The organism is Natrononativus amylolyticus (assembly GCF_024362525.1).
GTDB lineage: Archaea > Halobacteriota > Halobacteria > Halobacteriales > Natrialbaceae > Natrononativus > Natrononativus amylolyticus.
The window spans coordinates 1,874,626-1,889,184 of the sequence record NZ_CP101458.1; the positions used below are offsets into that span (position 1 = coordinate 1,874,626).

Annotated in this window: 16 protein-coding genes and 1 tRNA gene; 12 read left to right on the top strand and 5 right to left on the bottom strand. The window is 66.9% G+C overall.

Annotated features, from left to right (window positions below):
• Nucleotides 1-133 precede the first annotated feature (133 nt).
• The 4 genes from trpD to trpG are packed head-to-tail and all read left to right on the top strand — an operon-like array spanning nucleotide 134 to nucleotide 4,174.
• Nucleotides 134-1,147, top strand: coding sequence for an anthranilate phosphoribosyltransferase (gene trpD / locus NMQ11_RS09845; protein WP_255167683.1), 1,014 nt, complete (start codon nucleotides 134-136; stop codon nucleotides 1,145-1,147).
• On the top strand, nucleotides 1,144-1,794 hold the full coding sequence (locus tag NMQ11_RS09850) for a phosphoribosylanthranilate isomerase (protein WP_255167685.1): 651 nt from the start codon (nucleotides 1,144-1,146) through the stop codon (nucleotides 1,792-1,794). Before trpD ends, NMQ11_RS09850 begins: the two co-directional genes overlap by 4 nt.
• Nucleotides 1,791-3,509, top strand: a complete 1,719-nt coding sequence (gene trpE, locus NMQ11_RS09855; RefSeq protein WP_255167687.1) for an anthranilate synthase component I — start codon at nucleotides 1,791-1,793, stop codon at nucleotides 3,507-3,509. The genes NMQ11_RS09850 and trpE overlap by 4 nt, the downstream gene beginning before the upstream one ends.
• A complete protein-coding gene (gene trpG / locus NMQ11_RS09860; RefSeq protein ID WP_425607687.1) occupies nucleotides 3,506-4,174 on the top strand; it encodes an anthranilate synthase component II in 669 nt (222 codons plus the stop codon). The genes trpE and trpG overlap by 4 nt, the downstream gene beginning before the upstream one ends.
• On the opposite strand, the gene NMQ11_RS09865 is transcribed toward trpG, so the two are convergent.
• Complete coding sequence (locus NMQ11_RS09865; RefSeq protein ID WP_255167689.1) at nucleotides 4,171-4,341, bottom strand: hypothetical protein; 171 nt, start codon at nucleotides 4,339-4,341, stop codon at nucleotides 4,171-4,173. The genes trpG and NMQ11_RS09865 overlap by 4 nt on opposite strands.
• Nucleotides 4,342-4,711: 370 nt before the next feature.
• Here NMQ11_RS09865 and NMQ11_RS09870 point away from each other — a divergent pair, with 370 nt between their 5' ends.
• The 3 genes from NMQ11_RS09870 to NMQ11_RS09880 all read left to right on the top strand — a co-directional run bounded on the left by NMQ11_RS09870 (nucleotide 4,712) and on the right by NMQ11_RS09880 (nucleotide 8,500).
• Entirely contained in the window at nucleotides 4,712-7,855 is a 3,144-nt protein-coding gene (locus NMQ11_RS09870; protein ID WP_255167691.1) for an adenosylcobalamin-dependent ribonucleoside-diphosphate reductase, read from the top strand.
• Nucleotides 7,856-7,953: 98 nt separating this feature from the next.
• Nucleotides 7,954-8,268 carry a DUF4198 domain-containing protein gene (locus NMQ11_RS09875; RefSeq protein ID WP_255167693.1) on the top strand — a complete coding sequence of 105 codons (315 nt, stop codon included), beginning with the start codon at nucleotides 7,954-7,956 and terminating at the stop codon, nucleotides 8,266-8,268.
• Nucleotides 8,269-8,332: 64 nt separating this feature from the next.
• Nucleotides 8,333-8,500 (top strand): HVO_2523 family zinc finger protein, encoded by a 168-nt coding sequence (locus tag NMQ11_RS09880; protein ID WP_255167694.1) that lies wholly within the window; start codon nucleotides 8,333-8,335, stop codon nucleotides 8,498-8,500.
• On the opposite strand, the gene NMQ11_RS09885 is transcribed toward NMQ11_RS09880, so the two are convergent.
• The gene (locus NMQ11_RS09885; protein WP_255167695.1) at nucleotides 8,497-9,210 is read right to left on the bottom strand and encodes a TVP38/TMEM64 family protein; all 714 of its coding nucleotides are present in this window, start codon (nucleotides 9,208-9,210) and stop codon (nucleotides 8,497-8,499) included. The genes NMQ11_RS09880 and NMQ11_RS09885 overlap by 4 nt on opposite strands.
• A 93-nt stretch (nucleotides 9,211-9,303) precedes the next feature.
• On the opposite strand from NMQ11_RS09885, the gene NMQ11_RS09890 reads away from it, so the two are divergent.
• Nucleotides 9,304-9,660, top strand: a complete 357-nt coding sequence (locus NMQ11_RS09890; protein ID WP_255167696.1) for a DUF5830 family protein — start codon at nucleotides 9,304-9,306, stop codon at nucleotides 9,658-9,660.
• Nucleotides 9,661-9,667: 7 nt separating this feature from the next.
• On the opposite strand, the gene NMQ11_RS09895 is transcribed toward NMQ11_RS09890, so the two are convergent.
• Nucleotides 9,668-10,717: a DUF7115 domain-containing protein gene (locus tag NMQ11_RS09895; protein WP_255167697.1), complete on the bottom strand. Its 1,050-nt coding sequence runs from the start codon at nucleotides 10,715-10,717 to the stop codon at nucleotides 9,668-9,670.
• Nucleotides 10,718-10,819: 102 nt separating this feature from the next.
• Here NMQ11_RS09895 and NMQ11_RS09900 point away from each other — a divergent pair.
• The 3 genes from NMQ11_RS09900 (at nucleotide 10,820) to NMQ11_RS09910 (ending at nucleotide 12,983) form a co-directional block, all read left to right on the top strand.
• Nucleotides 10,820-10,973 (top strand) — tRNA-Met (locus tag NMQ11_RS09900).
• Nucleotides 10,974-11,367: 394 nt separating this feature from the next.
• Entirely contained in the window at nucleotides 11,368-12,027 is a 660-nt protein-coding gene (locus NMQ11_RS09905; RefSeq protein ID WP_255167698.1) for a helix-turn-helix domain-containing protein, read from the top strand.
• Nucleotides 12,028-12,386: 359 nt separating this feature from the next.
• Entirely contained in the window at nucleotides 12,387-12,983 is a 597-nt protein-coding gene (locus tag NMQ11_RS09910; protein WP_255167699.1) for a DUF7344 domain-containing protein, read from the top strand.
• Here the strand turns inward: NMQ11_RS09910 and NMQ11_RS09915 are convergent.
• The gene (locus NMQ11_RS09915) at nucleotides 12,957-13,259 is read right to left on the bottom strand and encodes a hypothetical protein (RefSeq protein WP_255167700.1); all 303 of its coding nucleotides are present in this window, start codon (nucleotides 13,257-13,259) and stop codon (nucleotides 12,957-12,959) included. The genes NMQ11_RS09910 and NMQ11_RS09915 overlap by 27 nt on opposite strands.
• 127 nt (nucleotides 13,260-13,386) lie before the next feature.
• Here NMQ11_RS09915 and NMQ11_RS09920 point away from each other — a divergent pair, with 127 nt between their 5' ends.
• On the top strand, nucleotides 13,387-13,857 hold the full coding sequence (locus NMQ11_RS09920) for a hypothetical protein (RefSeq protein ID WP_255167701.1): 471 nt from the start codon (nucleotides 13,387-13,389) through the stop codon (nucleotides 13,855-13,857).
• Here NMQ11_RS09920 and phoU read toward each other — a convergent pair.
• The gene (gene phoU, locus NMQ11_RS09925; protein ID WP_255167703.1) at nucleotides 13,854-14,525 is read right to left on the bottom strand and encodes a phosphate signaling complex protein PhoU; all 672 of its coding nucleotides are present in this window, start codon (nucleotides 14,523-14,525) and stop codon (nucleotides 13,854-13,856) included. The two genes, NMQ11_RS09920 and phoU, sit on opposite strands and share 4 nt — an antisense overlap.
• Between the last annotated feature and the right edge of the window lie 34 nt (nucleotides 14,526-14,559).

The window sequence follows — 14,559 nt, forward strand, 5'->3', positions numbered from 1 at the left end:
GTTCGTTGCCCGCCCCCGTAATTGAAGGTTTCGAATCGGGCGCCCTGCGCCAGTCCGGCGCACTCGGCGATACGTTTAAGTCGATGTACTCATTTGGACATTGTAAGACAAACCAGTACACTGGTGTTCCCCTATGCAAGCATACGTCGAACGAGTCACGGACAGGCAGGATCTCTCACAATCGGACGCTCGAGCCGCCTCGGCGGCGGTATTCGAGGAGGCGACGGAGGCCCAGATCGGCGCGCTGCTGGCGGGGCTGCGCGCGAAGGGCGAAACCGAAGCCGAGATCGCGGGCTTCGCCGAGGGAATGCGCGCGGCCGCCCGAACGATCGAGCCCGACCGCGAACCGCTCGTCGACACCTGCGGCACCGGCGGCGACGACTACGACACGATCAACGTCTCGACGACGAGCGCGATCGTCGCCGCCGGCGCCGGCGTCCCGGTCGCCAAACACGGAAACTACTCCGTCTCCTCCTCCTCGGGAAGTGCGGACGTCCTCGAGGAGGTCGGCGTCGACGTACGAGCCGAACCCGCGGCCGTCGAGCGTGCCATCGAGCGCGACGGCATCGGGTTCATGCTCGCGCCGGTGTTTCACCCCGCGATGAAGGCCGTTATCGGCCCGCGCAAGGAGCTCGGAATGCGGACGGTGTTCAACGTCCTCGGGCCGCTAACGAACCCCGCCGGCGCCGACGCACAGGTCGTCGGCGTCTACGACCCGGAGCTGGTGCCGGTCCTCGCCCGCGCGCTCGCACGGATGGACGTCGAGCGCGCGCTGGTCGTCCACGGCGCGGGCACCGACGAGATCGCGATCCACGGCGAGACGACCGCCGCCGAGGTGACCGGCTCCGACGTCGAGACGTACACGCTCGAGCCCGCCGATCTCGGGCTCGAGACCCACGCCATCGGCGCCATCGCGGGCGGCACCCCGGCGGAGAACGCCGCCGCCCTTCGCGGGATCGTCGCCGGGGAGACCGGCGGTGCGAAGCGGGACGTGATCCTCGCGAACGCCGGCGCGGCGATCTACGTCGCCGGTGACGTAGACAGCCTCGAAGCCGGCGTTGGCGCCGCTCGAGAGGCGATCGAATCCGGTGCCGCCGCGGCGAAACTCGAGTCGCTGTGCGGACTCCGAGCAGGGGTACAGCGATGACGCGGGTCAAGATCTGCGGGATCACCCGCGAGCGGGACCTCGAGCGCGCCGTCGACGCCGGCGCCGACGCGGTCGGCGTCGTCTGTGACGTCCCGATCGAGACGCCGCGCTCGGTCTCGACCGCGCGGGCAACTGAGCTCGTCGCGGCGACGCCGCCGTTCGTGACGGCCGTGCTCGTGACCATGCCGGCAGGACCGGAACGCGCGATCGAACTGGTCGAGGCGGTCGAACCCGACGCCGTACAGATCCACGGCGAGATGCGACCGGGCGACCTCGCGTACGTCCGGGCGAAGGTCGACGCGCGCGTCATGCTCGCGGTCGGGGCGGACCGCGTCGACACCGCCGGGATCTACGACGACGTCGTCGACGCGCTCGTCGTCGACAGCGTCGGCGACGACGGCGGCGGCGGAACGGGCGAGACCCACGACTGGGAGCGAACGCACGCCGCGACGGCGTCGCTCTCCTCGCCGGTCGTGCTCGCCGGCGGACTCACGCCGGAGAACGTCTCGGGCGCCGTCGAGACCGTCTCGCCGTTCGCCGTCGACGTCGCGAGCGGCGTCGAAGCCGAAGGCGGCGTCAAGGACGGGGCCGCGGTCAGGTCGTTCGTCGCCCGCGCGAAACGGGGTCGCCACCCCGTCGAACCGTGACCGACGCGGCCGCTGAGACGGGAGTCGACCGCCCCGAACTCGACATCTCCCGCCAGCATTTCCTCGAGCTGGCAGCAGGTGCCGCGAGCGACGCCGACGTCCCACTCCCGGAACCAGCAGCCGAAGTCCGCCCGACCGTCGTTCGCGCCGTCGCCACGCTCGAGGTCGAGACGACCCCGCTCGACGCCTACGCCGCGCTCACGGGCCGATCCGGTCCGGCTGACGAGCCGTCGTCTCCGTACTCGTTCCTGCTCGAGAGCGCCGAGAAGACCGCCTCGAGCGATCCCGACGGCGCGTTTCGGCCGAACGCGGCTCAGGCGGACCGTCACGCCCGCTTCTCCTACGTGGGCTACGACCCGGAGGCCGTCGTCACGATCGGCCCCGACGGGGCGGCCGTCGAGGCGCTGACGCCGGCGGCACCCCTCGAGTCGATGTCCCTCGACGGCGCGTCCGACGCAGACGTCCTCGACGTGCTCAGGCGGGCGCTGCCGGACGTTCGCCTCGAGAACGTCCCCGATCACGACCGCCAGCACCTCGAGGGCGGACTGGTCGGCTTTCTCGCCTACGATGCCGTCTACGACCTCTGGCTCGAGGAGGTCGGCTGTGAACGTCCCGACTCTCGCTTCCCGGACGCCCAGTTCGTCCTGACGACGAAGACCCTCGCGTTCGACGAGCGCGACGGAACGGTTTCGCTCGTCTTCACGCCGGTGATCGAAGCCGACGACGACCCCGCGGAGGTGTACGACCGCCTCGAGCGGGAGGCCGAGCGGGTCCGGCGGCGGCTCGAGGAGGCGGGGCCGGTCGAAACCGGCGGCTTCGTCCGGCGCGGGGAGACCGCCGGCTCGCGCGAAGCCTACGAGGAGAGCGTCCGCCGGGCGAAAGAGCACGTCCTGGACGGCGACATCTACCAGGGCGTGATCTCTCGACGGCGCGAACTCGCCGGCGAGATCGACCCGCTCGGGCTGTACGAGGCGCTGCGGGCGGTCAACCCCTCGCCGTACATGTACCTGCTCGATCACGACGACCTGACCGTCGTGGGCGCGAGCCCCGAAACGCTGGTCTCCGTGCGCGGGCGGGAGGTGATGGCGAATCCGATCGCGGGCACCTGCGGGCGGGGAGCGAGTCCCGTCGAGGACCGACGGCTGGCCGGTGAGATGCTGGCGGACGGGAAGGAACGCGCCGAGCACACGATGCTCGTCGACCTCGCTCGAAACGACGTGCGGCGGGTTTGCGAGCCGGGATCGGTCAGGGTCGACGAGTTCATGAACGTCCTCAAGTACAGCCACGTCCAGCACATCGAGTCGACGGTGACGGGCGAACTCGCGGCCGAGACCGACGCGTTCGACGCGACGCGAGCCGCCTTCCCCGCCGGGACCCTCTCGGGGGCGCCGAAGGTGCGAGCGATGGAGATCATCGACGAGCTGGAGGCCGAGCCCAGGGGGTTGTACGGCGGCGGCGTCGGCTACTACTCCTGGTCCGGCGACGCCGACTTCGCGATCGTGATCCGGACGGCGACCGTCGAGGCGGACGTCGATCGCGGAACGGGTCCCGTCGACGAGGCCGACCGGCTGATCACCGTTCGCGCCGGCGCGGGGCTGGTCGCCGACAGCGACCCCGCCGCGGAGTACGAGGAGACCGAACAGAAGATGAACGGCGTCCTCGCGGCGCTCGAGGCGCTCGAGGCCGACACCACGGCCTCGGAGGCGTCCCGATGAGCGCGACGCCGACGCCCGCGACAGGTTCGCTGCCGCACGTCCTGTTCGTCGACAACTTCGACTCGTTCACCTACAACCTCGTCGAGTACGTGAGCGAGCGCGCCGAGACGACTGTGGTGAAGAACACCGCCTCGCTCGCCGACGTGCGGGCGGCAGAGCCGGACGCGATCGTCCTCAGTCCGGGGCCGGGCCATCCGAAGAACGAGCGGGACGTGGGCGTAACGACGGACGTGCTCCGCGAACTGACGCCGACGGTGCCGACGTTCGGCGTGTGTCTGGGTCTCGAGGCCGCCGTCTACGAGTTCGGCGGCGAGATCGGTCGTGCACCCGATCCGGTCCACGGGAAGGCCTCGGCCGTCGACCACGACGGCCGGGGCGTGTTCGCCGGCCTCGAGCAGGGCTTTCGGGCCGGGCGGTACCACTCGCTGGTCGCGACGTCGGTGCCGCCGTGTTTCGACGTGTCGGCGACGGCCGAACACGGCGTCGAGGACCGTTCACGGACCGAGAACGGCGGTGAGACGCTGGTCATGGGCGTCCGCCATCGGGAGTACCCACTCGAGTGCGTGCAGTTTCACCCCGAGAGCGTGCTCACGGCCGTCGGTCACGACGTGATCGAGAACTTTCTGTCGCTGGCACAGGCCGCCGGTTCGGCGCCGAGGGATTAGCCGATGACGCCGACCGCGTAGAGGCTCGCGAGGACGACGGCGGCCACGACGCCGACGCGAATCGCCATCTTGACGGCGAACTTGACGGCCATGATCACGACGACGATTCCGGCGAGAACCGTAAGCGCGGCGAGGAGGGTCGTTCCGGTCAGGAGTGATCCGATCATAGAGTGAAAGAGAAGTCTATGTATATAGTCTTTCAGGGTACGGTGAAAGAATAAATCGACAACAGGTCGGCGGATACGCTCGGTAGAGATTACTTTCAGTCTCCTCTGATAATCGTTAAGGCGGTCGCCCCCGTAGGTCTCACTGGCCGCTGGCACGCCCGCTCGGGTACGCTGGCAGGAACCGGAAACGACAGATGACAGAGTCATCTATGAAAGTAAAATTGTATTAGTGCAATGTTAGAAGCACAAGACCACACGTTTTATGTGTATGGCTCGATACCGAACCTTCGTCACGAATGATGCGAATTACCACCTGGACAGAACGAAGAATCGGAAGGGGGCGTGGGGATGCGCCTGAGGTGACGCGCGCATGAGCGACTCGGACATCGGTGCGGACGAGCTCACCCTGCCGATCAAGCGCACCGAGGGCGACACCCTCGCAGAGCGCATGACCGACAACGCCTACCAGAACATCCTCCCGGCCCGCTACCTCCGGCGGGACGCCGACGGCGAGCTCGTCGAGAGTCAAGAGGAGCTCTTCACTCGCGTCGGTCGGAACATCGCGCTCGCGGAGGCCGTCTACGAGGCCGAAAAACGCGGCCGCGAGATCACGGTCACGCCCGACCAGCTCAAGCCCGATCACCCGCGCCGGGACGAGCTGGCCGCGGAGGTTTTCGGCAGCGAGGCGCGAAGCGCCTCGGACCGGTCGAGCGAGCAGAGCCCGCGAGACGACGCCGAAACCGTTCTCACCGAAGAAAACGTCAACAAGTTCGCCTACGACACGGTCGTCCCCGAGCTTCCCGCGGAGATCCGCGATCACGTCGAGGACGTCGCCGAGACGTTCATCGAGGGGATGGAAACGCTCTCGTTCATGCCGAACTCGCCGACGCTGATGAACGCCGGCGACGAACTCCAGCAGCTCTCGGCGTGTTTCGTCATGAGCCCCGACGACGACCTCTCGGACATCCACGAGACGGCCAAGAAGGCCGCCGAGGTGTTCCAGAGCGGCGGCGGCGTCGGCTACGGTTTCTGGCAGCTGCGCCCCTTCGGGGACTCGGTCGGCTCTACGGGCGGCATCGCCTCGGGTCCGATCACCTTCATGCGGACCTACGACCAGCTCTGTGAGACTATCGCCCAGGGCGGCACCCGGCGCGGCGCCCAGATGGGGATCATGCGCGTCTCCCACCCGGACGTCATCGAGTTCATCCACGCGAAGAACAAGGACGTCTCGCTCGCCCACACGCTCCGGCTCAACGACCCCGACGACTACACCTACACCACGTTCTCGGAGGCCCTCGAGGAAGCCCGCGAGCTCATCGACGAGGACGGTCGCGTCCCGAAGCACCTCCGGAACGCCGTCGAAGGCCACCTCTCTAACTTCAACATCTCGGTCGGCGTCACGGACGACTTCATGGAAGCCCTCCGGAACGGGGAGGAGTACACCTTTACGAACCCGCGGACCGGCGAGCCACACGTCGCCACCGCCGAGACGAAGGAGATGTACGGCCGGTACGACCTCGACGAGCACGTCGAAGTCGGCGAGGAGCTGTCGATTCCAGCGGAACTCATCTGGGAGCGCATCGTCGAGGGCGCCCACGAGAACGGCGAACCCGGCGTGATCTACCTAGAGCGGGTGAACAAGGAACACTCGTTCGACGTCGAGAAACACCCCGACCACCGCATCCTGGCAACGAATCCCTGCGGCGAGCAGCCCCTCGAGGAACACGAGGCCTGCAACCTCGGACACATCAACCTCTCGACGCTCGCCGACCTCGAGGCGCCCGACTGGCGCGTCTGGTCGGCCGAACACGCCGACGAGTACGACTCTCAGGAGGCGGCGATTTCCGCGTTCCTCGAGGAGGCAATCGACTACGAGGAGTTCGACGAGCGCATCGCCTACGGGACCCGGTTCCTCGAGAACGTCGTCACGATGTCCGACTTCCCCGTCGAGGAGATCGAGCGGACTGTCCGCGATATGCGCAAGATCGGTCTGGGAATCATGGGCCTCGCCCAGCTGTACATTCAGCTCGGCGTGAAGTACGGAAGCGAGGAGGGCAACGAAATCGCCCGCCAGCTGATGACTCACATCAACCACGAGGCCAAGTGGACGAGCCACGAGCTCGCAGAGGAGCGTGGCTCCTTCAACGACTGGGACGATTCGAAGTACGCCGACCCGCTCGAGTACCGCGAGTGGTTCGAACACCAGACCGGCCTCGACGCCGAGAAGTTCCCGGACGGCTTCCCGATCCGTAACCACAACGTGACGACAATCGCCCCGACCGGGACGACCTCGATGGTCGGCAATACGACCGGCGGCTGCGAGCCGATCTACAACGTCGCTTACTACAAGAACGTCACCGACGACGTCCAGGGCGACGAGATGCTCGTCGAGTTCGACGACTACTTCCTCCGGGTGCTCGAGGCCAACGACATCGACGTCGACACGGTCAAAGAGGAGGCTCAGGAGCAGATGGCCACGAACCGGTTCGACGGCGTCGAAGGGCTCGAGAGCGTACCGAACGCCATCGGCGAACTGTTCGTCGTCACCGCAGACGTCACCGCCAAACAGCACGCGGCGGTCCAGTGTGCCTGCCAGGCCGGCGTCGACTCCGCGATCTCGAAGACGGTCAACGCGCCCAACGACTCCACGCTCGAGGACGCGAAGGAGGTCTTCGAGTGGGTGTACGACCACGGCGGCAAGGGCGTCACCTACTACCGCGACGGCACCCGCTCGAAGCAGGTGCTGACGACCCGGGCCGACAACGCCGAGTTCGCCGACGAGGCAGAAGCCGCCGAGGCCCTGCTCGAACAGATCGACGAGATCTTCGGCGGCCTCGAGGCGTTCCTCGAGAGCGAAGACGTCCGCGACGTACTCGGCGAGGGGACCGACGCCCTGCCACGCGACGAGCCCGTACAGGTCGACTTCACCGAGAAGCGCGAGCGACCCGATTCGCTCCAGGGTGTCAGCCAGCGCATTGACACCGGCTACGGCAAGGTGTACGTGACGATCAACGAGGACCCCGAGACGGGCCAGCCGTTCGAACTGTTCGCGAACATCGGCCACTCCGGCGGCTTCACGAACTCCTTTACTGAGGCGCTGGCCAAGGTCATCTCGACCTCGCTGCGCTCGGGCGTCGACCCCGAGGAGATCGTCGACGAACTCTGCGGGACGCGCTCGCCGAAGGTCGCCTGGGACAAGGGCGAACAGATCCAGTCGATCCCCGACGCGATCGGCACCGCGATGCGCCGCTACCTCGAGGGCGAGATCGACAAGCCGTACCCGAAACAGCAGACGCTCGAGGACGCAGCCGACGCGGAGGAGGCGATCGAGTACGAGGGCCACGAAACCGACGGCGGAGCGGCCGCGGGGACGCCGACCGAAGCCGACCGGGACGCCACCCAGGATCTCATCGACGCCGGCGAGTCCCCGGAGTGTCCCTCCTGTGGCTCGCTGTCGCTGTACTTCTCGGAGGGCTGTAAGAGCTGCGAGTCCTGCGGCTGGTCGGAGTGCTGAGCGACTAGCGCCACACCGCCGCCCCCGACCGGGCGCTACGGAACGACCCCTCACCTTCAGGTGTCAGCTTTTTCACCGCTCCGATGCTATTCGATAGCATGATCGATCAGCGCCCGCTCGTTCTCGAGGCGGACACCGACGAGCCGGTCGTCGGCGAACCCGTCACGATACGGGCTCGAGACTGGAACAAGCCGGTCGAAGGTGTCACCGTCAGCAGCCACACGGAGACGGCCGTCACCGACGAGTCCGGGCGGTGTCAACTCACGCTTCGCGCGCCCGGCTTCTGGAAGATTACGGCGATCAAATCGCCCGACGAGTACGTCGCGTACAGGCCGACGACCGTACTCGTACGCGCGATCAGCAAGGCCGCCTCGAGAGGCCGAGTCCAACGGCTGGCGACACACTACGGGTGAGATGCGACGGCGCGTCGGTCGACCGACCGTAACCCCTTAGCGCGTGGTGGCGAAAGGAGACGGCATGAGTGACGGTGGGGAGAACGGGCGTCGGACGTCGACCGCTCGATCCGATCGGCCGACGGGCGCGCCGACGTGTCCGCACTGCCGGGCGCCGATGTACAAGCGCCACTGCAAGTACGTCTGCCCGCAGCACGGCGTCATCATCGACTGTAGCGATCCGTTTCGCTAGTGCGACCCCGGTCCGGAGGCGGGCGCGGGCTCGCCGGCGTCGGTGACGAGGAGCCGGTAGACGGGACCGGCGAGTAAAAGCACGGCCCCGACACCCCCGGCGACGGCGAGCAGGCCGCCGAAATCGGCGATCCCCTCCGTCGTGATCGTCGCCGCGGAGGCGCCCACGGCGACGGCCGCAACCGTCCACGGAAGTTCGCCGAGGGCCGTTCCGAACAGGAGGTGTCGGAGTTTGATACCGCTGGCAGCGGCCGCGGCCGTCGAGACGTCCGAGGGAATCGGCGCCAGCCGCGAAGCGACGACGCCCCTGACCGGACCGGTCGCCTCGTAGTACCGCTCTGAGACGTCGACAGCTCGCTCGAGGTAGCCTCGAGAGGCCGAGTCGACCGCGGGCCGCCGGCCGTTCTCGAGCCAGCGGACGGCGACGTACGTCGGAACGACCGTGAGGCACACCCCGCCGAGTGCGACCGGAACCCCGACGGCGACCCCGTAACCGTAGCCGACGATAACCGCGAGCGGCGTCGTCGGCCACGCGACGAGCGGCCGGAGGAGGTACAGTCCGAGGACGACGAGGCCGAACAGGAACGGGTCGTCGACCACCGCCTCGACGGCCGGTCCCGCCGCCGTCGGAGAGACGAACAGTCCGGCCGCGACGACCGATCCCAGGATCGCCACCCCCGCGAGTGCACGCACCGACGTCGACGGAGCCATCGACCGCGATTCGAACTCGAGTACCGAAGCCTTTGTGCTCGTTCGCCGCCGCTGGCGCAACGTTTATCCGGGTTGCCGGGGCAGCACCCACCGATGGACGACCGCGTCGAACTGGGACTGGCCCTGCTCGAGCGACTCGAACACGAGTCGCTCTCGCTGGCGGCAGCCGTCGACCGGATCGAGACGGTGACGAGCGACCCCACGGTGACCCGCACGATCCTCGACGAGGCTGAACTCCGCGGGATAATCGAGCGCGAGGACGGGATCGTCCGGCCGAAGAGTCGGCTCTACGTCCGCTACGAGCAGGACGTGGTGACCAGAGAGGGCGAGTTCTCGTGTCGGCGCTGCGGGTCGGGGCTCTCGACGGGCCACTTCATCAAACTCGAGGCCGGCGAGCTCGGCCCGTTCGGCTCGTCGTGTATCCGAAAAGTGACCGGCAGGGAGGAGTGAACGGCGATCAGCGGCCCTGTCGGAGTTCCTCGATCAGCTGTTCGATCGTGCGCTGCTGGCGCTCGAGGAGTTCCGTCTGTCGCTCGACGGTCGCCTCGAGCGCCTCGAGGCGCGCCGCGAGTTCCGCGTCGGAGTCCGACGTCGCCGGGGTAAACTCGCTGTGTTCGAAGCCGTCCTCGGCCGGTCGCGTTTCGGTTTCCGACTCGGCGGCCGCGGACTCGCCTTCGCGATCCGGCGTGTGTGCGGGCGCCACCGCGGCTGCGGACGACGGTCGCGTCTCGCCGACGGAGGTGGCGCGTTCGGCGTCACGGTCGGAGGCTGTCGCCCCGTCCTCGGGAGCCGGCGGATCCGCGTCGAGCGGGTCGACGCCCTCACCGAAGGCCGCGGCCGGATCGTCCTGTGGGTCCTCGGCCTCCTCGACGCCGATCCGCTCGTTGAGCGCCGCGAGGGAGTCGACGTCGTAGTAGGCGAACAGCGCCCGTTTGAGCCGCTCGCTGAGATCGCCCGCCTGGTCGTTGGGCGCTTTGATCCGCTGCTGGCGGCCGTCGACCTCGAGGACGACCTGGGTCGCAACCGCCCCGTCCTCGAAGGAGAGCTTCGTGACGTCATCGAAGTGATACCCCTCGAAGTCGCCGTCCCAGACCGCCTCGCCGACGTGCTTGAGGAGTCGCTGGCTGGTGACGATCACGGTGAGTTCGCTGAAGCGGTACGTCTGGACGACGGTCTCGCCGGGATCGGTGATGCCGTTACCGCTCAGGACGCCCGCCAGAACCGGGTGAAGCGCCGCTTCGGTCTTCCGCGCCGGGATCGCGAACTCGTCCGTGTCCCCGAGTGCGTACTCGAGCGAAAAGCGGGTCTTGCGCCGCCCTTCGGAGAGGGTGAGGCGGTCCGCGTCGTGGGGGTACGTTTCGACGGACTCGTCGCTCAGCAGACCGTCAGCACGGTAGATAACGGATTTCGTCGGCGTGACGTAGAGTTCGTCCTCGCCGCCGAGAGACACCTGCGCCGAGATCTCCTCGCCATCGAGCGTGGACTGGACGATGCCGGGAACGTTCATGCACCGCAGTTAGTAATACCGTGTGATAAATCCGTGGGTCGTCATTGCACGGCGGTTTCGAATGAGAAGCTTAATGAAACACACCGCACAACCGGAGAGTGAGCCCGGGTGGCTTAGCTGGACATAGCGCCGCACTCATAGGGTTCAGAGATTCGGTGCGGTTTCGCCTTGGAAGCCTCCGTGTCCCCTCGAGGACTCTGCCGAGCCTCGGACCTGGGACATGCGGAGATCGAGGGTTCGGAGCCCTCCCCGGGCACTTCCGTTCTACGCGACCTCACGAGCGCAGTGAGTGACGAGTCTGAACGGAAGTGCTCGAATGGGGCGACGAACCCGGTGGTCTTCGTGAGCGAGTGTAACGAGCGAACGAAGGCTCGAGAGAGCGGAGCTCTCTCGTAGGTTCGGAGCCCTCCTCTAGCCCCTATTTACCGTACCAGCGAACGGTCACCGAACGACAAGGTGTGAGAGGTGTTCCGTCCGAAATCTCCGCGCTGTCTCGCGGCACTTCGACTCCAACTCCCGTAACGTATTCTGTAGCCGTACACTCAGCGTTTGCCGAGTGTCAGTACACGAAGATAGTCTATGAAACATGGTAGCGGGAATGACTACCGGAAACGGAACGAGTCTATACAGGGTTGTGGTTGGTATCGATGATGACGACAGTCGTCGAACTCGAAAGTCCGGCCGATCGCCTCGGTGTCTCTGAAACGTTCGAGCGCCTGCCGACGTTCGAATTCCAGATCGCCGGTATGATCGGCGCGTCGCCGCCGCTCGTCTGGGTCTCCGGACCCGATCGGCACGCGGTCGAGGCGGCGCTCGAGGCCGATCCCACGGTCGACGTGATCGCGAGCCTGGCGGACGCGAGCGACGACCGGTGGCTGTTCCGCCTCGAGTTCGGCCCGGAACTCGAGGAGTTCCACGAGATCGTCTCCGAGAACAACGGCGCGGTTCTCGAGGCCGCAGCCCAGGACGGAACGTGGTCGCTCAAGTTGCTCTTTCACGACCGGGACTCGCTTTCTGCGGCTCACTCCGTGTTCGAAGACCGCGAGTTCCAGGTGTCGATCAAGCGCGTGACGTCGCTCGACGATCCCTCGGGCGGTACGAGTCCGCTAACGTCGACCCAGTACGAGACGATCGTCAAGGCGAACGAACTCGGCTACTTCGACGTTCCCCGGAAAGTGACGCTCCAGGAACTCGCTTCCGAACTCGACATCTCTCACCAGGCGCTCTCGGAGCGGCTTCGTCGGAGCCACGCCGCGCTCGTGAGCGAGGAGCTCTCGAATCGGATGACGCCGACCGGGATCGACTCCTGACCAGCCCCTGTGGGTGAGCTCCGGTGTGCACTGTCCCACCCGCGGCTGACGGGCGCGCTGAACGGATCACTCGTGCTCGATCAGCGCTCATCGGTCACACAGGCTGTGTGACCGCTGTCGATTCGCCGGGACCTCGAGCGAGTGTGCGACCCCGGCGGTTCCCGTCCTATAAACGAGTGAACTATCTGCAACAGTTCGTCACTGGCGAGCCAATGGTTCGGGTCGGGGCGTCACCTCGAGTCGTGAACTCGGCGGAGAGAGCGGCCGAACGCGGCGGTAATATATTGTTTCCCGCGGAAACGGTTCCGGGATAGTGCCGATACTTTATACTCGGCCCATTCTTCCCTCGCTTCGTGAATATGAGTGTCTCTGATACCGTTTCGAACGGGCTCGGCGGTCTGCAGCGGACGCGGGCGACGGAAACCGACGACGATCGGCCGCCGATCGCGACCGACGACGTCTTTCATCTCCTGCAGACGAAACGTCGCCGGGACGTCCTTCGATACCTTCGGGAGGCGGAGACCGCAGTCGGAATGCGAGAACTCGCCGAACAGGTCGCCGCGTGGGAACAGGACACCAGCGTCGCCGCCCTCTCCTCGAGCGAGCGCCAGCGGGTCTACATCTCGTTGTACCAGTCACACCTGCCCAAACTCGAGGACGCGGGCGTCATCGAGTACCGGAAGAATCGCGGGATCGTCGAACGAACGCCGCGGGCGGCACAGCTCGACCCGTTTCTCGAGGAGCCGACTTCGGCGGGGATGGCACCGGAAAGGCGGTGGGCCCGCCGGTACGCCGCCGTCGCGGTCGTCTCCGGTCTCCTGTTGGTCGCGACCGCACTCGGCGCCCCGTCGCCGGGCGGGCTCGCCGTCGCGACGGCCGTCGTCTGTGCGTTCTCGCTTCTCGCTCTCGTCCACCTTCGCTCGGCCGACTCACCACTCCGAGTCGTCGAGCAGTGAGCGGTCGACCGGCCGGAGGACGACCGTCCGGTAGAGGACGGCGGCGAACGTCAACAGGAGCGACCCCCCGAGAATGCCGATCCAGCCGCGCTCGGTCGTCGTCATACTGCCGAGCGAGCCGCCGGCGAGGTGCTCGAGGTACCACTCCGGGGCGGTGGCGGCCGCAGCGCCCGTGAGCGCCAGCCAGAGGCCGGCGCCCGCGAGAACGACACCCAGCGCGCGGGCCTGCTGTTCGATGCCGACCTCACCGAACCAGCCGGTGCGTTCGGATCCCATTGGTCGGAGTCGGGACTCGAGACACATCAACGTTCCCGACTCGTGGTGAACGCTTTTTAGGCCGTCCGTCGCCGGCGCTGCAGTTGCTGGCACAGCGGTTACGTGTCCGTTCGTCGACGCCCCGTCCATGAGCGATTCGGAGACCAGGTACGACGAGGGGGACGTCGTGGCAACGCCCGACGGGACCGGCGTCGTCGCCGCCGTCCTGGCCGAGGACTTCGAGTTTCCACGCGGGACCGACGAGCTCACCGAGGTGGACGCGAGCGACGACCGGCCGGCGTACGTCGTCGGCCTCGAGTCGGTCGGCTCGGCGGTCTACCGCGCCTCTGCGCTGCGGTCGTCGTCGTTCGACGAGGAGACGACCGTCGACGGCGAGGCGCTCACGGAACTCGTCGACGAGGAGGTCGACGCGCTCGACTCGCTACCGGAGGGGTGGGACAGAGAGAGCGTCCTCGAGTACTGGTCGTCGATCGGCGGCTCCTGGGAGTCCTGCGTCGACGACATGAGCGACGAGTTCGAAGGCGAGCGCGCGAAAGAACACTGCTCGGCGATGAAAGACGAGGTCCTGCGGACCGAGCGCTGGCGAAACCGGTTCTAGTAGATGAGTTCGTCGTCGTTTTCGACCATGTACAGCGTTCGCGCGGCGATGTTGACGGCGTGATCGCCGACCCGCTCCAGGTCGCGGATCGTCAGCAGGAGCCGCGAGACGTCCTGGAGGAGCTCCTCGATCTCGTCCGCCGACTCGAGTTCCCGCTCGATCAGGTCGCGGACGACGATCTCGCTGGCGCGCTCGGCGAAGTGATCGAGGTCGTCGTCGCGGGCGGCGAGTTCGCGGCAGGCGTCGACGTCCTCGGTGTCGTAAGCCTGCATCGCGTCGTCGACCATCTCGAGGGTCAGTTCGCCCATCGCCTGGACGTCGACGTCCGGAAAGAGGTCACGCTCGGCGTCGATGGTGTACTCGCCGAGGTTCGTCGCGAGGTCGCCGATCCGCTCCAGGTCGGTGATGATCTTGAACGAGGCGGCGATGAACCGGAGGTCGCTCGCGACGGGCTGCTGGAGGGCGAGGAGGTTGATACACTGTTGCTCGAGGTCGAGGTACATATCGTTGACCTCGGCGTCACCCCGAATGACCTCGAGTGCGAGCTCGTTGTCCTTCTGCTCGAGCGCGTCGAGACCCATGCGAAGTCGCTCCATCACGACCTCGCTCATGTAGCAGACGTCCTCGCGAAGCCCCGCGAGTTGCTGCTGGTAGGATTTTCTCGCCATAACTGAAAGACCGCGTCGGGATTGATGTAGCTTG